This is a genomic window from uncultured Paraglaciecola sp., assembly GCF_913020055.1.
GTDB lineage: Bacteria > Pseudomonadota > Gammaproteobacteria > Enterobacterales > Alteromonadaceae > Paraglaciecola.
The window spans coordinates 1-17,844 of sequence record NZ_CAJWCF010000099.1 but is presented as its reverse complement, the minus strand read 5'-3'; the positions used below and the strand labels follow the sequence as shown (position 1 = coordinate 17,844).

Here is a 17,844-nt window from a genome sequence, read left to right as displayed (position 1 = left end):
TGATAGTCGATTTTAACAACCACTATCTTGGCTCATTTGAAGCCGTTATGGGAGGAGAGGGTCCATACCATTAATCACCATAAATAACTACCCACTCAGAAAGCCCCAGCCGGTTTTGGGCAAGGCGTCGCTGCGCAAGAATGGCATTTCCCTTTTAAGTGGCGAGAACGCAGCACAAAACCGGCTGGGGCTTTTCCGGAGGACGAGTTTTAAAGCTGCTTACTCTGCGTTGCATGAATTTGAAAGAGCACCACTATTCCTACATTCACGCGCCTTGATTAAGCTGCTTTAACTCTCGCTGAGAGGGTAATTACTTACGGCGATTGGTATAATGGTTTATTTGGCTCCAGTTAAGCCACTGATTTGTTTGAGTTATAGGTGCTGATGTTTCAGCTTACCTGCTCTTTCAAGGGTTGAAGCCGTTTTCACAAACGCGGCTGCAGCGGGAGATAAATGCTGTAAATTTTGCATTGCCAAACCGATTTCTCTTTTAACAATTGGAAGCATAGGTTTGATCAAGTAGGAGCCAGCTTTTCCCTCAAGTTCACTAGGGATAGCTAGCTCTGCTGTGATTGACACACCTGCACCACAGGACACCATAGATAACATGCTCATTATCTGGACGTTGTTGTATACAACATCTTGCTCAAATTTTGATTGTTTAAACAGTTCCTTTACCATTTTTCCAGTTGTGCCTTCGGTCAAAATAAAGGGGAATGGACGTAATTCGTCTATGTTTATTTTAGTTTTGGTAGCTAGTGGGTGATTGACTGGCAGTACCACCGATAGTTTATCTGTGGTTAAATAAATGTGATCAAACTCTAAATCGGGCAAAATTATACAACCTAAATCTACCTTTCTATTCGCGATCCATTCTCTGACTAGATGATCTTCGCCTTCTTCTACATACACCTTGATATTAGGATAACGAACGCGATATTCGGCCAAAATAATAGGTAACAAGTGGGCAGAAAACGAGGGACCGAATGAGCCTATTTTTAATACCCCTTGTTGCAAGTTTTTTGATTCATTGGCCGTTTGTTTTATCGACTCAAATAAGCCTAGAACCGAGTGTGCTTTGGCGAGTATATGAGAACCCACCTCAGTCAGAATTATGTCGGCTTTGCCTCTTACGAACAAAGTAACCCCTAATTCCTTTTCTATTGATTTTATCGCATGAGATACCGCAGATTGACCAATGCCAAGCATGATAGCTGCAGCAGTGAAACTGTTGACTTGGGCAACAGTAACAAATGCCTGAAGTTGTGCTGAAGTCATGAGTGATTGCTCATTATACTATGATAGTTGAGTTGAACTATAAATGACTCTGTCTAATTGAAACAGGAATTATTGAGTTATGTATCGTCAAATTTCACCTTCGAGCACGTTACTGTTGAATGAACAATCTTCTGCTCTTGAAAAAGAAGGGAGGCAGGTATTTCGTTTTGGTTTTGGCCAATCGCCATTCCCTATTTCAGCTGTGCTAAAAGCAGCGCTAATAGAACATGCTCATCGTAAAGAATACACTCAGGTGCAAGGGTTGGAAGCCTTGCGCACAAAAGTGGCAGAGTATCATTCCGCTTTTGAAAAACGACCAATTTGTGCTGAGCAAATATTTATTGCCCCAGGATCAAAAGCGTTGCTGTACACCATAATGTGCGCTTACACTCATGCTGCTGTGCTTATTCCTGCCCCTGCATGGGTTTCTTATGCGCCACAAGCTGAATTAATTGGTCATGCTACATATATGCTGCAAACCAACTTTGCACAGCGTTACCGGATCACCCCTGATATTCTAGAAAAATCCTTAGCTGAAGCCTCGCAACACTATCAAAGTTTACTGGTTGTTTTAAACTCTCCAGGCAATCCAGATGGGTTGTGTTACACACAGAGCGAACTACAAGCCTTAACAGTAGTGTTAGAGAAATACCAAGCCATGGTGATATCCGATGAGATCTATGCACCACTGCAACATGATAACCAACACGTTAGTATCGCTAAGTATTATCCTAAAGGCACCTTTGTTACCTCAGGCTTATCTAAATGGGCTGGTGCAGGTGGATGGCGTTTGGGTATCGCTATTTTGCCAGATGAATGTGCTAGCCAATTAAAAGACGCGATGCTGGGCATTGCATCTGAAACCTATTCTTGTGCGTCTTCTCCTATTCAGCATGCTGCGATAACGGCTTATTCTGATAATGTGATGATGCTGCAATATGTTAAGGACCAAAGAACGATCCTCAGCGCCCTAGGCAAATATATTCATAAAGCCGTGATTAATGCAGGATTAAATGCACATGCCCCAGAAGGTGGATTCTATCTTTTGCTTGATTTCAGTGCTTACCGGCAAGCACTAAAAGATATTGGTCTTGCTACTGATATAGCGGTTTGTAAAAAAGTGTTGGAGGATGTGGGGGTCGCATTGTTACCTGGCGTATCCTTTGGTCTTCCCCCCGAGGCTTTGTGTGCACGCCTCGCTTATGTTGACTTTGATGGCAGACAGGCTTTGGAAGATATCCGCCTAAGTGATTGGTCCGATACTCTCACCGTTAAACATGCAAAAAAAATGTCAGAGGGCATCGAAAGTTTAGGACGCTATTTAAAACAGTTAACTTAATGCTATTGATAGTTTAGGCATTTTAATGAACTGGGTTTAAACCTTTAGGGCATATACCCATGCCACTTCAATGATTTGCGAGCTAAGTAAAATAGGCGCTACGATCAACTGCATCGATAGCGCCTTCTAAGTATCCTGGGTCAACGGTGGCAAATTCACTGCCTATAAAATGCAGATGTAGGTCACGAAGTGCTTGTTTATGGTTCGAAAGAGTAAATGATGGGTGGCGAGATGATTCAAGTTTGTCACTTGCAGTACAAGTAAACCGATCACTTGCCCAGTCCTTTAAATAGTAATCAGTAAAATCGCTGGCCAGCGGACCATAACAACTAACAAGTTGCGCCAAACAGGCTTGTTTGAGTTGTTGCTGGGTCATTTGGCTTCTGCGCGATGCTGGCCATCCTATAAAACCAAATAAGCCATGACTTCTATCTGTATCGGTTGATGCATCATGTATTTCAACCATTGGTCCTGTTTGACTGAATATTTGGCCTGATAGTCCTTGTTCACGCCAAAATGGTGTTGCATAAGCCACCGCGAATTTTGCTTGGCCCGCCATCCAGGTTTGTGAATTTTGCAGCTGGCTGAGTAAAACATCTGATATCCATTGTTTCTCAGCAAGATGTTGAGCAATGATCCTTGGGGGCATGGCCAACATCAATTCATCAGCTGAAAGGGTGCACTCTACACCCTTGTGACTAGCAGTGATTTCCCATAGGTTTTTACACCTCTCAATATTGGTCAATTCATGGTTGAGAAAAACGTTGTTGGGTTCAAGTGAGGTGTGCAAAGCAGTGACTAAAGACTGACAGCCACCTTGAATCTTAAATAAATCTAGCTCGCCTGCACCTTTAATACGTTGTGCTGCTTGATTTTCAGACGTTTGATACAGTACATCACCTTTTGCATAGTGTTCAAAAAATTCAATACCAAGTTGTTTAAGTAACCCCTGGGTTTTTTGATGATGAGGAAATACCCAGGTTGGGCCCAAATCAAAATAGTGCCCCGAGTTTTGCTTGTTTTGTGCACCTAGAATACGTCCACCTAATCTAGAATTAGCTTCTAATAATAAATAAGGAATGTTCTGCTGCTCTAGTCGGTGTGCAGCATACAAGCCCGCTAGGCCTCCACCAATTATAATAACGCTCTTGTGTTTCAAATAATGTCCTCGAACTGGTTGTTAGTGAAGGTGATATGCCATTTCTTCTATGAAAGTTCGCTGATGGTAGATTTGACGATAGTTCTACGCAAGTAGCTAACCATTGTCATCAGTTAAACAATAAAAGGTTATCTTAGGATCAAAGTAACCCATATTCTGACTTCTTTTTTGTATATCTAGCTAACTACTTACACAAGTAACGGAGTCATTGGTGATTAAAAGTTGAGCTAACAAAGCAGTAAAGTCGAGTTTCAGTATGGTTTTGTTAGGTAATCCTTTATGCTCTGTTTATTGGTGGTGCTGTTAATGAATAAATATGTTTACCCGCAAAAAAAGTAACAAACAATCAAAGGTAAAAAAAACAGCTACCGATTTGCTGTTTAAGTGCCGTTGTGGTGGCAAACCTAGCAAACCAAAAGAAGTAACAGGTTGTAAAGATAGATGGATTATTCGATGTCAGATTGAACAATGTTATGCGTATAATATTGGACAAGGGTTAGCAGACACGATCCAAGGTTGGAACAGACTTAGTACACATTTCTATCGTTAAAAATAAAGAGAACCTTAGCTTGATTAAACTGCTGTTAGTAGATGACCATGAATTAGTGCGAACTGGCATCCGTCGTATCTTAGAAGACGTTAGCGATTTTGCAGTGGTAGGCGAAGCCACCAATGGTGAAGACGCGGTTAAATTTTGTCGTAACCATGCGCCAGACCTAGTGTTGATGGACATGAGCATGCCGGGAATAGGGGGCTTAGAGGCCACTAAACAAATCCTACGTTTTTCTGAAAATTGCCGGGTTATAGTATTGTCTGTACACAAAGAAAATCCCATCCCAGCAAAAGTGATGCAAATGGGCGCATTTGGTTACCTAACCAAAGACTCTGATCCCGAAGAAATGATCAAAGCAATTTATAAAGTGGCAGCGGGGCAAAAATATGTGTCGCCGGATATCGCGCAACAGATTGCCCTTGGGCAACTCAATTTAAACGACAGTAACCCATTTGATCAATTGTCCGAGCGCGAACTAGAAATTACCTTAATGCTAACCAAAGGTGCAAAAGTACCGGATATCGCCATTTACCTAAATATAAGCGCTAAAACCGTGAATACTTATCGTTATAGAATGTTTGATAAGTTAAAAGTCAGTACTGATGTTGAACTGACTCACCTTGCACTTCGGCATAAACTGATTTTGTCAGATCAATTGTAAGCTACGTTATTTTCATGAGTATCAGTATTGCCGAACCTTTTGACCACCAAGCCTTTCTCAAAAACCTGACTAACCAACCGGGCGTTTACCGGATGTACAATCACAAAGAAGAAGTGATTTATGTTGGTAAGGCAAAAAATCTTAAAAAACGCGTGTCGAGCTATTTTCGAACCAATGTGGATAGCATCAAGACTCGATCACTGGTAAAACAAATCTGTGAAATGGATGTCACTGTGGTGCACAGTGAAGCCGAAGCCTTTATTCTTGAAAACAACTACATAAAAAAATATAAACCTCGGTATAACGTGTTGTTAAGAGACGACAAGTCTTACCCTTTTATTTTTTTATCTGCACATACTCACCCAAGACTCAGTAATCATCGTGGTCCGAAAAAACTAAAGGGCGAATACTTTGGCCCTTATCCTAGTGCTTGGGCGGTGCGCGAAAGCCTACGCACCATGCAGCGCTTATTTCCTATTCGCCAATGTGAAGACAGCTATTACCGCGCCAGAACGCGCCCCTGTTTACAATATCAACTACAACGCTGCGCAGGCCCTTGTGTTGAAGGGTTAGTCAGTGAAGAAGAATATGCCCAGCAAGTGCAATACGCGCGATTGTTTTTAAAAGGCAAAAACAAACAGGTTATTGATTCATTGGTGGATAAAATGGAACAAGCCAGTATCGACCTTAGGTTTGAAGCCGCTGCACGGTATCGCGATCAGATTGGTGCCTTAAACAAAGTGCAAGAACAACAATGGGTCAGTGGTAATCAGCAAGAAATGGACGTGTTTGGGTTTGCCTACCGCAATGGTATTGCCAGTATTCAAGGTTTGTTTATCCGCGACAATAAATTACTCGGTAGTAAAAGTTTTTATCCAAAAGTGCCCGCAGAGTCCAGCAATGCCGAGGTATTTCAGTCGTTTATTTTACAGTTTTACCTTGCGGGCAATAAAATCATTCCCCAGCAAATTGTAATCCCATGCGAGTTAGAAGAACAAAGCGCTATCGAAGCACTATTAACTAAAGAAGCTGGTCGTAAAATTCAGTTCTATAAGGGAGTCAGAGACGAAAAACGTCGTTACCTTGACCTTGCCAATACCAATGCTGATACAGCCCTAGAATCGCGGCAGAGCCATCAGAAATCGGTGTTTGCCCGTTACGTCGAGCTAGAACAAATTTTAGAGTTTGAACAACCCATCCAGCGCATGGAATGTTTTGATATCAGTCATACGTCAGGTCAACAAACAGTTGCGTCTTGTGTGGTGTTTAATAGGGAAGGGCCCTACAAAACCGATTATCGACGTTATAACATCGAAGGTATTACGCCCGGAGATGATTACGCGGCTATGGCACAAGCCCTTGCTCGGCGTTATCGAGATGTAAAAGACCAAACTAAAATCCCCGATATTTTGTTTATTGATGGCGGTAAAGGGCAACTCGCTCAAGCAGAAGCCTACTTTGAAGATTGGAAACAAGATAAAAAGCCGTTACTAATTGGTGTGGCTAAAGGCAGTAGTCGCAAGGCGGGTCTAGAAACACTGATATTAGCGGGCAGTCACGCCACTATTCCTATGGCTGGTGATTGCGCAGCATTACACTTGATTCAACATATACGAGACGAGGCCCACCGTTTTGCTATTACAGGGCACAGGCAAAGGCGACAAAAAGAGAAAACCACCTCTAAATTGCAATCTATTCCTGGTGTCGGAGCAAAAAGAAGGCAGAGTTTACTCAAATATATGGGCGGTTTACATGGCGTATTGCAGGCCAGTAAAGGCGAAATTGCCAATGTGCCGGGTATCAGTGAAGAGCTTGCCGATATTATTTATGAGCATATTCACAATTGAACTTTGAAATAATTCACTGCATGTGGGTTAATGGTCGCGTTTTAAAACCTAATTTATTCATTTTATGACTATAGGAAATACAGAGAAGTTAGATGTGGACTATTCCTAATATCATTACCATTATCAGGGTGTTGCTTATCCCAGTGTTTGTTGTTGTCTATTTCTTAGACTGGAAATGGGCGCATCAAGCCGGCGCGTTTATATTTTGGTTTGCTGCCATCACCGATTGGTTTGACGGCTACCTAGCAAGAAAATTAGACCAAAGCACAGCATTTGGCGCGTTTTTAGATCCCGTGGCCGACAAATTGATTGTTGCGGCTGCTTTATTACTAATTACCCATAGTTACGACAATTTGTGGATCACCATTCCAGCCATATTATTGATGTCTCGAGAAATCTATATTTCTGCGTTACGGGAATGGATGGGGCAACAAGGCAAACAAGACTTGGTGAAAGTGTCAATTACTGGCAAAGCTAAAACCATGGCACAAATGTTAGCCTTAATTGGATTGTTGTCAGAATTGGAATATTTCATGGGCATACGCATATATTGGGTGTCACTGGGTTATATTTTATTATATTTTGCAGCGGTGTTGTCGTTCTGGTCGATGCTGGTTTATACCAAAGCCGCATGGGATGATCAGAAAACCCAATAAATTCAGCACTAATAAAGTCATTTTGTGTGAATTTAGCGCGTTTAAGTCAAAAATCAGTCAGTCAGTTCAAAAACCTACTTTTTGTGGTTGACAGCTTAGACTTTGAATGTAAAATGCAGCTCAGATTTAAGGGGTTAGGCAAAACATCGCAAAACAACTTAAAGCTGATGCAAGGATTGCACAGTAAGATTATGCGGGAATAGCTCAGTGGTAGAGCACAACCTTGCCAAGGTTGGGGTCGCGAGTTCGAATCTCGTTTCCCGCTCCAATTTCTTTTTAAGAAATTGTAAAGTATAAGTTCGGCGGAATGGCAGAATGGCTATGCAGCGGATTGCAAATCCGTGGATCTCGGTTCGACTCCGGGTTCCGCCTCCATATACGCTTTAGCAATACCAGCTTGTAGTAATACAAGTACCCCCCATTGCCCGGGTGGTGAAATTGGTAGACACAAGGGATTTAAAATCCCTCGTTCGTAAGGACGTGCCGGTTCAAGTCCGGCCCCGGGCACCATTTATTACCTATATTAATCAAACGCTTAATAGTAATTGCCGATATGTCTGGGCGATTGTCGGGCGATATCACTTACGTCAGCTATGTCGCTTTGCTGTTATTAATTAAAGAATGACTCGACCGACTATATTTAGGCAATTGCAGACAGTTGTGGTCATAGTGATTCAGGAGTAAGAATCCTAAGTTTTAGCAAATTAGGGTGGCTGCAACTGCTGTAAGGCACTTTTGAGTGGGTAACGAACCTTGCTCTTCAATAGGAACAATGGGTTGCAAGGTAAAGACCTTTCGTCCTTGCTGTTTGCCTTTAGCTCCACTGACATTGTTGTCACTAGTCGCTTAAGCTATTACCAATTACGCAGCCAAATGCATCATGAACAATTTAACTTTGTTCTTGACTCCGATAGTTTGACTCAATCGCTATTTATGCTAGATTCAACGCTGCACTATAGTGGTGTGAAACGTGTCGGCGACTATTTTCACATTAAAGAGGATAACTGAAGTGGGATTAGACATGAGTTGGCCTGTTGCAAATGGAGGTTCACATCATGTTTCGTTGCGCCCGACTCTGCTGTACGCTCTTCTTGTTGGTTTCGCTTTTTATCTTGGGTGTAAACTTGGGCTAGCGTTAGCTACTCCAACGGATAAGATCGCTACGTTTTTTCCAGCCAATGCAATCGTTTTGGCGGCATTGCTTTTAACAGATCAGCGTCGCTGGTGGGCATATCTTCTGGTCATGGTGCTTGCAGACATCACTCTCTCTATGGAATACGACTTGTTAGCACATCGAGTGGTTCTTTTCTCTATCGCTAATTTTCTTGAAGCCCTAGTCGCAGCGGTTAGCTTGAGATATCTTCTTGCAAGCCCAATAAAACTCGAACAAATCTCTGAGATGTTGCGATTCTTCTTAGCTGTGCTTGTGAGTGGGTCATTTTCTGCTTGTGTTGCCAGTGCCGTAACCTTCTTTGAGGCACTCGAGTTGAGTTACTGGTCTTTCTGGCGAGCGTGGTTTCTAAGTGACACAATTGGTCTACTCATAGTAACTCCTTTGATTATACTTGGGTTCCAAGCCGGACCTAGCTGGCTCAAGTCTGTCAAGTTCAACCGCACACTAGAGGCACTGGGATTAGCCTTGTGTCTATTTATAGTAAGCTACTATGCTTTAGGGGCAGAGGCAGGCGTTGCGGATAATTTCCCAGCTTTACTCTACGCCCCTCTACCGTTTCTTCTTTGGGCGGCAATCCGTTTCAACGGTATTGGTGTTTACCTTGCCATCTTGGTGATAACAATTTTTTCTGTCGGCACTGCCGCCAGCGGCTTAGGTCCATTCACCTCTAGTTCGCCTATAGAAAATGTGTTGTCTGTCCAGTTTTATCTGATAGCTACGGCAGTTCCAATTATGCTACTTTCAGCAGTTCTCTCGCAGTATAGGCTGACTGTGCAAGAAAAGAATAATGCAATCGTAGAGAAAGAACGTCTACTACAAAAGCTAAAACGCGCGGCCAGTGTGTTCAGCTCTGCCCATGAGAGCATCATAATAACCGATAACACTGCAACTATTACGGAAGTCAACGATGCTTTCAGTTACATTACTGGCTACTCTCCTGATGACGTTCTGGGGAAAAATCCAAGAATTCTTCAATCTGGGCGTCAATCGCCAGAATTTTATGTCGAAATGTGGAATGCGATATTAACGAAAGGGCATTGGCATGGCGAGATATGGAACCGCCGCAAAAATGGTGACATTTATCCTGAAATGATGACCATCAACGCCGTCGAGAGTGATGCTGCTCACGTGCAACACTATATTTCAGTAAGCACTGATATTACAGATATTAAAACATATCAGGGGCAACTGGAACACATTGCTCATTTCGACCCACTAACCAATCTGCCTAACCGTATATTACTAGCTGACCGCTTAAGGCAAGCAATAATGCAGTGTCAACGTCGTAATCTGTCATTATCTGTTGTGTTTTTAGACTTAGATGGCTTCAAAGCCGTCAATGATCGCCATGGCCATAATGTAGGTGATGAACTACTCATTGAAGTGTCACATCGCATGAAAGAAACATTACGTGAAGGTGATACGCTGGCACGTATTGGCGGTGATGAATTTATTGCAGTCATGATAGATTTAGAAAAGCTCGAGGATAGTGAGCCTATGTTAGAACGACTGCTAAAGTCCGCTGCTTACCCCATAATCATAAATGGTATAGAAATGCAAGTTTCAGCGAGTATCGGGGTCGCATTTTATCCACAAGACGGGGTAACCTCAGACCAACTCATGCGCCGCGCCGACCAAGCCATGTATGCTGCTAAACAAGCGGGCAAGAACCGTTATCACCATTTTGATATCGCACAAGATAATGCGGTTAAAATCCAACTAGAGAATATAGATAATATTCGTACAGCTTTGGATAAAAGTGAGTTTGTGATGCACTTCCAACCCAAAGTTAATATGCGCACTAGCGAGGTGATAGGCTTAGAAGCTTTAATCCGCTGGCAGCATCCTGTTCGTGGTTTAATTGCATCTTTAGAGTTCTTATCTGCGATAGAAGGCCATGCCATTAGTCTTGAAATGGGTGAATGGGTCATGGGCGCTGCATTGAGACAAATAAGCCAGTGGCGAAGCATAGGGATCAACCTCCCTATCAGTGTCAACATTTCTGCCTATCAATTACAACAAGATAACTTCGCAAAACGCTTAGCAGCATTGTTGTCAGCACATCCTGAGGTGCCCCCTCACCGTTTAGAATTGGAAATACTGGAAACCAGTGTGTTAAGTGACATCAATAGGGTGTCTGCGGCCATGAATGCATGCCATGACCTTAGTGTCCGCTTTGCCTTAGATGACTTTGGTACGGGGTATTCATCACTCGACCATCTCAGGCATCTGCCAGCGCACATGATTAAAATAGACCAGAGTTTCGTGCGAGACATGTTAGACGATGCCGACGATTTAGCGATTGTTAAAGGTGTAGTGGGTTTAGCTAAGGCATTCCAGCGTGACGTGATTGCGGAGGGTGTAGAGACCATCGCACATGGAGTAGCACTGTTGCAACTGGGTTGTGAGTTAGCGCAGGGTTATGCCATTGCTAGACCCATGCCTGCTGCGGATATTCCCCAATGGCTTGATACTTGGAAGCCTCATGATCCTTGGCAGGCTAAAGCTAACTGACTTGACCACTGAGCCTCAACAGAAGCGACCTTGTAGAGCGGTCGGGTATGACCGATATGGCAGTAATCCTACCCTTGAAGATGATGTTCGGCTATGTCTCCAGAACGCGCATTGCCGTCAGTCACATTTGATTAATCGTATGATGATTTTTGCGCTCAATATAGTCTGGTAGTTCGTATTCTCTTAAGACCGCAATAGGTCGTTAGCTCCCATTTTTAGACTAGAACCTTATGTCCGCTTTAGGTCAGAGAGTGAAGATTTAAAACCTATTGATTCAGTGATGTCACCAATGCAGATGTAGCTGTGTTTTTGTTTACTTCCGGTTTGAGCGACTTACAGCCGTTCAAGTAATCCGTATTTTTAAATTTGTTGATGTTATCAGTTGATATCCTAATGGCAGGTGATGAAGGCCAGTAATTACAGAACTTTCAGTGAACGATCGTTTCATGAATAGGATAGGGCGAGTTGTATTCAAAATCCGACAATAGACGTTTAAAACTCGTTTTTATCGTTTAAATTCGATAAGTTAACAAAACCTCTAAATATATAGTGACTTATGAAGATAGAAAATATCGATTTCAAGTTGGAAGTACTGTCAATCTACAGAAGCGATAAATAAATTATATTGGGATTATTATTCAAAATAACTATGGAGTTTTCTGTATTTGTAGTCAGCGTGTCAGCTTGGTATGCAAATGGCAATGAAAAGAGATGGCCCTTGTCAAAAATCCAAAATTGATCCTCTGTGTATTTAAGGATATGCAATTCGGAAGTTGATAACGTTTATAGCCCAAAAAATGTTAATTACTTTGGGCGGTTCTTGGGCGAATTCAGGTCCACTATTGTCCTATGTGGTCAAAGCCGAGAATTCAATAACCGCAACACGCTGGGCATGTATGGACAGGGTATTCAAGTCACCCGGTTTAAGTCCGGCCCCGGGCACCATTTCCCTTTTTTTAAAGGGCTGCAGAGCAGTTTAAGTTAATGCCCACCTATAAACCCATCATAGAAATTTAATTATTTTCTAAATCTGCAAACATTACTAGTGAACGAACCTTTATATTATTCGCCTTCACGAACTCAACGACGCCTTGCATATCTCCAAACGCTCCAAAGAGCATAGTTTTAGCACTTTCTCTTGGTTCTTCATCTTCACATCGAAGTAACTGGCACCATGTTTTTACAAGTATGATTGGCGGGTGTGGGTTAGCTTGGATTGGGTTAGGTTGCATTTTATTAATTCCATTTAGTTAGATTCCTTATAATCAATTTAGTATGCTTTTTGTTTACTCGCCAACTAAAATGTTTACTAGTAAACACTCTGCAGGCAGCACTCCCATATAACGCGCAAATCAACAAGCACCTGCCGATTGGCAGATGCTTGTTGATTTGCAGGAATTATCTCATACTAAGATTGTTTCTTAAATCTACGTGATGCTAAACCCATTAAGCCTAGTGCGAAAATAGCAAGTGAAGAGGGTTCTGGGACAGAGCTAAAAGGTTCCACGATCGTGTAACTGCCCAATATAGTGCTGTCATCATTGGTCACAAATCCGGTACTTCCTATCGCGGCCCAAGTTTCAACATCTAGCGTGGCAACCATAAAACCAGAGATCATATCTCCAAAGGTCACGTGAGAAGATAAATTGATCAGGAAATCTTTAGTACCAAAAAGAGTGAAGACGTAGTTAATATCTGTGTGACCTAAACTTAGGTCGCCAGTAAAAATATCAACGCCAGCATCTCCGGTCGAATTGGCGCCTCCGAGGATTATCGCATTGAAAACGTCGGCAACATCAATCGAACCCGAACCTGTGATATGAGCGGTCGAGTCATCAACCCGAAGCACTTCAAGTATCAATCCAGCATTAGCAAAACCACTAACACCCAAAACCAAACCAGCAAAAGCCATTTTCAAAAATTTAAATTTCATTTGATATTCCCTTTAATCCCTTCACTACAGTCTTGAAGGTAATTGCTAAAGTGATAATTCACCATGTACTGAGGGTAACGCATCGAACGCGCCAGAATCATTATATTTAATAATTACAATGAGTTAAGGGTTTTTAATAAATTTAATTTTTAAAATGTGTAAAATAATCCGACACAAAATACGTTTAAGTGTAAAAAACTCAGTCAGTTTGATTCTGTTTAGCCAATCTATCCAAATCATTCACATTCTGCAGGCAAGCCACTAGAAACCTATCAAGCTGTTCAATCTCTTTTGGTGTTTTACCTATAGAGCGCATACGAGTTACAAAGTCGCTTCTAATATCTACAGCTAAATCATTTTTGATTCTTGGCATTTTTTCGCCCTTGTTTAACATTAACCAAACTGTGCGTCTGCTCATAAACCACCTCAAAAAAAAGAACCTTTTAAATACATGTTCAGGTATTCGCCCAATGGGTAGGGCTGGGGCTTAACTATTCTGGGTCAAACCTTGTCTGCATCGCTTGCGGATTGATTGAGCTTTCGAAAGCTGTATCTACTTCTTTTGCTATTTCCAATACTGCATTCATTTGCTGCCTATCGGTTTTGTACTGTTCAATTTCGGTATTTAGTTCTGGATGGTGTTTTTTCAATCCAGCATCTTTAAGGTTTTGCAGTGCATCTTCTTGGATGCCGAAGAAATCAGCGGGTAACGCATTAACTACTTGATGGTACCTTGGGTCAGCTTTCACCCTTGATAGTTTATCCTCAGTGCCTTGTAAGTTCTGCGCCATAAGTATCATCACCGCATCACCACCTCTAAACGTGGTTGCGTTATTGAGCTGGCTTTCTAGGCTGCTAGCTCTCGACTCTAAGTTGAATAGAATTGCATCAGTCTTGCTTGCAAGCGTTGATTTATACTTAACCTGTGTCTTGGCTAGCAATGGCGCTTTTTCACCCTTGGTGCGCGTTTCATCGTTCAAGATAGATTTATAATCTCGACTTGCTGCATTAACTGCCTGAGCGAATCCAGAGGATAAATCACCCATGGCCTTGCTCGTTTTAAACCCGCGTTGTTGTAATGTTGTTGTTAAACCTTGATTTAGTATGTTCATTTTTAAAGCCTCTTATGTGTTTTTTATAGTTAACAAATTAATCTGGATGCAATGGTGCGGTTGTCTTTTTGAGAGCCGAATACCAAAGCTCCTGCAACTGCGTTGATCATGTCGTCATGTTGTCCTGGAGCATGATCTATTCTTGGTTTTGTGGTGTTCTTGCGCTCTAAGCCTATTAGCTCATCTCGCATTTGTTTGATGTCGGGTAGCTCTACACGTTGTGAATTGATAAGCGGTAATAACTCACCATAAATGGCTGATTTATCTTTTTTGCTTACTTGGTAATGTATGCCACGCTTTTTGAATTGTCCGCGGACAAAATCACCTCCCCATGCATCACCTATCACTCGTGTGATTCTGTATGACTTGAGTAAGGCAACAAATTCAGTCACCACTTGTTCTGGTGAAAACGGAGGCTTTACGCATCTAACAGCATCAACAATGGCAACGTGTGATTTGTTATCCATGTGAGCAACTGCCATTGTCATTGCATCCTGTCCAGAGCCGCCTGCAGCATCCACAAAGCCAACATAACGATTGATTCTAGCCGGTGCTAATTCTATGCGGTCAGTGATGGTTACAGCCTCTAAAGCTTCGCGACTGATAAATGATTCAACATCGGTTCTAAACTGTGCGCCATATTCAGCACTGGCACTGGCTGGATCTTCTTTATAGGCCTGTTCAATTACTGCAGAGTCTAAAGTTGGGTTCATTAATGCGGTTGGTGCTTGAGCAACTAGAATGCGCTTGCTATCTTTGCCGAAATTGTCTCGGTATGCGTCATATAAAACACCGCGCCTAGCGTATGGGCTAGACAAGACCAATAGCTTACCGCCAAGCGTTGCCAGTGATGGGCGCAATGCGTTGATGATTTCTTTATCAGGGTTAGCCCCATCTATCATCCAGAACGCCACTTCATCAGCGATAACACATGAGCATGTATAGCCCCTTGTGCGTCTGTGGCTTGCTGTGGTTATCTCAATTACAGAACGGTTGTTAAGCTCTAATGTTTCGGTAGTTTCGCGCAGTACCATCTGTTTAAGCATGGGGCATAAACCAACTAACCCTTTAATGTATCTGAACACTGAAAGCGCTTGTTTGCGGTCTGCAGCAATGACCATAACAGTGCTTAATTCGCCTGCTGATAACTTTGCACTATGGTCATGAAAAAAAGCCTCAAAAACAGCGATTAGTGCGGCTACTTGGCTTTTACCGCCACGTCTCCCCACAACTAGCCAAAGCTCTCTCATGGCTTGCTCAGGGGCTACTGTGCGACCTGTTAGCTGTTGATATACTTCAAGGTCTTTATCATCAAATGGTAGGCCGTAGAACGCCTTAAGCAGTATGCGCCAGTTGTTAAAACTATCATCCGCAAACTGCTCCCCAAACATAGAGCTGCGGGGTCAGGTTCGTCGAAACGTATAAATCAGAAACACCCCCATTATAAATAAATCCAAAGCGAGAAGAATGTTCACTTAAACAGTCAAAAGAACGCTTTGTTTATTTGTAGTATTTCAATGGCTTTTACTTTGAAGGTTGAGAGCGTTTTCTGCCTATAGTTACGATGAGTATCTCGATTAGCCTCGGTGTTTATCTGCTTTTAATAACGTGTTCCAACACACCATAGTGATGATGGTTGCCATGAAGACAAATGATAAATACTAAACAGTGTGTTTTATTAAATGGTTGATCATCACTCCAAAAAATTCTAACCCCCCTTTGTTATTGATAGGCTAAAACAAATACTGAGGAGAATATTAAATGTTAGAAACTCTATTTTCGATGAAAGAAAAAATTTGTGTCATTACTGGTGGTTCAAGAGGTCTTGGGGCCTTTATGGCGAAAGGTTTCCTTGAAGCCGGCGCTAAGCGGGTTTATATCACTGCTCGTAAGGCAGAAGCTTGTGTTGCTGCGGCCAAAGAATTGAGCCAGTTTGGCGAATGTATTGCGCTGCCCGGAGATGTAAGTAGTCCGGAGGGGTTGAAACAATTGATACAGGAACTTCATAAACGTGAAGAGCATATCGACGTTTTGGTTAATAATGCTGGCACCGGGTGGGGCGCACCCTTTGAACAGTTTCCTGAACTGGGTTGGGATAAAGTGATGGACATTAATGTAAAGAGTCCTTTTTTTCTGACTCAAGCATTAACACCACTACTGGCTAAAAAAGCCAATTCAAAACACACTTCGGCTATTATCAATATTGGTTCAATCGCGGGCATTCTGGGTAACGGATTAGATAATTACAGTTATGCTGTGTCAAAGTCGTCTATGCATCAGTTAACTAGAGTGCTGGCAACTGAATTGGCGGCTAAACATATTCGTGTGAATGCGATCGCGCCAGGGCGTTTTTATTCCAAAATGACTGAGTTTTTAAGTTCAGATCAAGCTGCATTCGACGAAGAGTTACTGTCGATACCAATGCGCCGCTGGGGAGAGCCAAACGATATTGCTGGTGTGGCAATTATGTTAGCCAGCCAAGCGGGGGCTTTTATCACCGGGCAAATCATCCCGGTTGATGGTGGTACAACGTTAGTCAACTAACTGCCAAATCACATGACAAGTTGTGATGTCGTCACAACTTGTTTTATTGTTTTGGATAAGTCATGAGCAAAAAATAGCTGATTTATTTGGTAAGGCTGAATATCAATTATCTTTGTTTTGACTGGTTTTACGATGGGGGTCTCAATAAGCAGTTGCATTGAGTTCTAAACAGGACATGACAAATGAAAACGTTCCAGTTTGCCTATTCTAAATTTCAGTTTAGATGTTAAAACAGTCAGAAAAACTTTGGGTCTTTGTATTAAAGCCATGTTCTTGCAATGCTTTAAAAGCTTTTGCTTCGTCAGTGAAATTTAATCTAGAATAGCTCTGTGGTATACGTTCCGTAATCTTATTTATCTGAAACTGAGACAGAGTATTTTCATCAATAATTCTGATCGATACGACCAATTGGCTGTTGTCTTCTAGTTTACCCAAATTGCCAGTATTGGCTCGATGTCTGGTGAGCCCAGAACCCAATCTTTAGAGTGACTGATAACTGACCAGGGTCTATCGTTCACTCGAGCGCGCAACGATGTGAAATCTTGACTGAATCGTTCAGCTGTTGATTTCCCCCACAAGCCAACAGAATAAATAAAAATAACATTATCTTCCAGCCACATAGTGTAATGACTATTTTTTATTAGCTCGCTTTGATAACTATCGCTTGTCATTAATATTAACTGTTTAAACTAGATATTTAATGAGCCAGTATAGGATGTCGATTAGCACAAAAGCAATAATTTTAGTGCCACAGGGGCTAGCTGAATTAGTGGTTATGGGCCACAAATGAATAAAAGGGGGTAGGACCTTATTAAATTAAATCATTATAAAACGGCCAATCCAAGCCTGTGATGCATATTCGGTTTCTTTAAGCAGAAGCTCATGTTGAAAACAACGAACTAAGGCAGCCATCGTCATTAATGTTAAATCACAATGATCTGCCCAAATTTATCTTTAACCTTGATTATAGAGGTAGGTAACGGCCAGCTGAAGCTAGGAATACTGTTAGTAACCCAAGCACTAAATTCAGCAATACCATCTTTCTAATCAGATTCAGGTTGCTCGCTGCATTTG

At 42.1% G+C, this 17,844-nt stretch carries 13 protein-coding genes and 3 tRNA genes; 9 read left to right on the top strand and 7 right to left on the bottom strand.

What is annotated here, in order from left to right; genetic code table 11:
- Nucleotides 1-372 precede the first annotated feature (372 nt).
- A complete protein-coding gene (locus QZ488_RS17660) occupies nt 373-1,278 on the bottom strand; it encodes a LysR family transcriptional regulator (protein WP_293751269.1) in 906 nt (301 codons plus the stop codon).
- Between the two features lie 79 nt (nt 1,279-1,357).
- Here QZ488_RS17660 and QZ488_RS17655 point away from each other — a divergent pair, with 79 nt between their 5' ends.
- The gene (locus QZ488_RS17655) at nt 1,358-2,617 is read left to right on the top strand and encodes an aminotransferase class I/II-fold pyridoxal phosphate-dependent enzyme (protein ID WP_293751267.1); all 1,260 of its coding nucleotides are present in this window, start codon (nt 1,358-1,360) and stop codon (nt 2,615-2,617) included.
- An 82-nt stretch (nt 2,618-2,699) separates the two neighbouring features.
- Here QZ488_RS17655 and QZ488_RS17650 read toward each other — a convergent pair whose 3' ends face one another.
- Nucleotides 2,700-3,776, bottom strand: a complete 1,077-nt coding sequence (locus tag QZ488_RS17650; protein ID WP_293751265.1) for an FAD-dependent oxidoreductase — start codon at nt 3,774-3,776, stop codon at nt 2,700-2,702.
- 569 nt (nt 3,777-4,345) lie between these two features.
- Here QZ488_RS17650 and uvrY point away from each other — a divergent pair.
- The 7 genes from uvrY (at nt 4,346) to QZ488_RS17615 (ending at nt 11,181) form a co-directional block, all read left to right on the top strand.
- Nucleotides 4,346-4,990, top strand: coding sequence for a UvrY/SirA/GacA family response regulator transcription factor (uvrY, locus tag QZ488_RS17645; protein ID WP_293751263.1), 645 nt, complete (start codon nt 4,346-4,348; stop codon nt 4,988-4,990).
- 14 nt (nt 4,991-5,004) lie between these two features.
- A complete protein-coding gene (gene uvrC, locus QZ488_RS17640; RefSeq protein ID WP_293751261.1) occupies nt 5,005-6,837 on the top strand; it encodes an excinuclease ABC subunit UvrC in 1,833 nt (610 codons plus the stop codon).
- Nucleotides 6,838-6,929: 92 nt separating this feature from the next.
- Nucleotides 6,930-7,493 carry a CDP-diacylglycerol--glycerol-3-phosphate 3-phosphatidyltransferase gene (pgsA, locus tag QZ488_RS17635; RefSeq protein ID WP_293751259.1) on the top strand — a complete coding sequence of 188 codons (564 nt, stop codon included), beginning with the start codon at nt 6,930-6,932 and terminating at the stop codon, nt 7,491-7,493.
- A gap of 193 nt (nt 7,494-7,686) precedes the next feature.
- Nucleotides 7,687-7,761 (top strand) — tRNA-Gly (locus QZ488_RS17630).
- 33 nt (nt 7,762-7,794) lie between these two features.
- Nucleotides 7,795-7,868: transfer RNA gene (locus QZ488_RS17625), tRNA-Cys, on the top strand.
- Nucleotides 7,869-7,916: 48 nt separating this feature from the next.
- Nucleotides 7,917-8,003 (top strand) — tRNA-Leu (locus QZ488_RS17620).
- A gap of 511 nt (nt 8,004-8,514) precedes the next feature.
- Nucleotides 8,515-11,181 carry an EAL domain-containing protein gene (locus QZ488_RS17615; RefSeq protein WP_293751257.1) on the top strand — a complete coding sequence of 889 codons (2,667 nt, stop codon included), beginning with the start codon at nt 8,515-8,517 and terminating at the stop codon, nt 11,179-11,181.
- 1,408 nt (nt 11,182-12,589) lie between these two features.
- Here QZ488_RS17615 and QZ488_RS17610 read toward each other — a convergent pair.
- From QZ488_RS17610 to QZ488_RS17595, 4 genes are all read right to left on the bottom strand, one after another.
- Nucleotides 12,590-13,114, bottom strand: a complete 525-nt coding sequence (locus QZ488_RS17610) for a PEP-CTERM sorting domain-containing protein (RefSeq protein WP_293751255.1) — start codon at nt 13,112-13,114, stop codon at nt 12,590-12,592.
- Between the two features lie 199 nt (nt 13,115-13,313).
- Nucleotides 13,314-13,532, bottom strand: a complete 219-nt coding sequence (locus tag QZ488_RS17605) for a hypothetical protein (protein ID WP_293751253.1) — start codon at nt 13,530-13,532, stop codon at nt 13,314-13,316.
- 73 nt (nt 13,533-13,605) lie between these two features.
- Nucleotides 13,606-14,226, bottom strand: coding sequence for a hypothetical protein (locus tag QZ488_RS17600; protein WP_293751251.1), 621 nt, complete (start codon nt 14,224-14,226; stop codon nt 13,606-13,608).
- Nucleotides 14,227-14,255: 29 nt separating this feature from the next.
- Nucleotides 14,256-15,617 carry a terminase large subunit gene (locus QZ488_RS17595; RefSeq protein WP_293751249.1) on the bottom strand — a complete coding sequence of 454 codons (1,362 nt, stop codon included), beginning with the start codon at nt 15,615-15,617 and terminating at the stop codon, nt 14,256-14,258.
- 370 nt (nt 15,618-15,987) lie between these two features.
- On the opposite strand from QZ488_RS17595, the gene QZ488_RS17590 reads away from it, so the two are divergent.
- Nucleotides 15,988-16,770 (top strand): SDR family oxidoreductase, encoded by a 783-nt coding sequence (locus tag QZ488_RS17590; RefSeq protein WP_293751247.1) that lies wholly within the window; start codon nt 15,988-15,990, stop codon nt 16,768-16,770.
- A gap of 422 nt (nt 16,771-17,192) precedes the next feature.
- Here QZ488_RS17590 and QZ488_RS17585 read toward each other — a convergent pair whose 3' ends face one another.
- The gene (locus tag QZ488_RS17585) at nt 17,193-17,441 is read right to left on the bottom strand and encodes a hypothetical protein (protein WP_293751245.1); all 249 of its coding nucleotides are present in this window, start codon (nt 17,439-17,441) and stop codon (nt 17,193-17,195) included.
- Nucleotides 17,442-17,844 lie beyond the last annotated feature (403 nt).

Excerpts from the sequence above, each read along its gene's own strand:
- QZ488_RS17660 (WP_293751269.1), bottom strand. The coding sequence starts at position 1,278 with ATGACTTCAGCACAACTTCAGGCATTTGTTACTGTTGCCCAAGTCAAC.
- uvrC (WP_293751261.1), top strand. The coding sequence starts at position 5,005 with ATGAGTATCAGTATTGCCGAACCTTTTGACCACCAAGCCTTTCTCAAA.
- QZ488_RS17600 (WP_293751251.1), bottom strand. The coding sequence starts at position 14,226 with ATGAACATACTAAATCAAGGTTTAACAACAACATTACAACAACGCGGG.
- QZ488_RS17585 (WP_293751245.1), bottom strand. The coding sequence starts at position 17,441 with ATGACAAGCGATAGTTATCAAAGCGAGCTAATAAAAAATAGTCATTAC.
- QZ488_RS17610 (WP_293751255.1), bottom strand. The coding sequence starts at position 13,114 with ATGAAATTTAAATTTTTGAAAATGGCTTTTGCTGGTTTGGTTTTGGGT.
- QZ488_RS17595 (WP_293751249.1), bottom strand. The coding sequence starts at position 15,617 with ATGTTTGGGGAGCAGTTTGCGGATGATAGTTTTAACAACTGGCGCATA.
- QZ488_RS17590 (WP_293751247.1), top strand. The coding sequence starts at position 15,988 with ATGTTAGAAACTCTATTTTCGATGAAAGAAAAAATTTGTGTCATTACT.
- QZ488_RS17655 (WP_293751267.1), top strand. The coding sequence starts at position 1,358 with ATGTATCGTCAAATTTCACCTTCGAGCACGTTACTGTTGAATGAACAA.
- pgsA (WP_293751259.1), top strand. The coding sequence starts at position 6,930 with ATGTGGACTATTCCTAATATCATTACCATTATCAGGGTGTTGCTTATC.
- QZ488_RS17615 (WP_293751257.1), top strand. The coding sequence starts at position 8,515 with ATGAGTTGGCCTGTTGCAAATGGAGGTTCACATCATGTTTCGTTGCGC.
- QZ488_RS17605 (WP_293751253.1), bottom strand. The coding sequence starts at position 13,532 with ATGAGCAGACGCACAGTTTGGTTAATGTTAAACAAGGGCGAAAAAATG.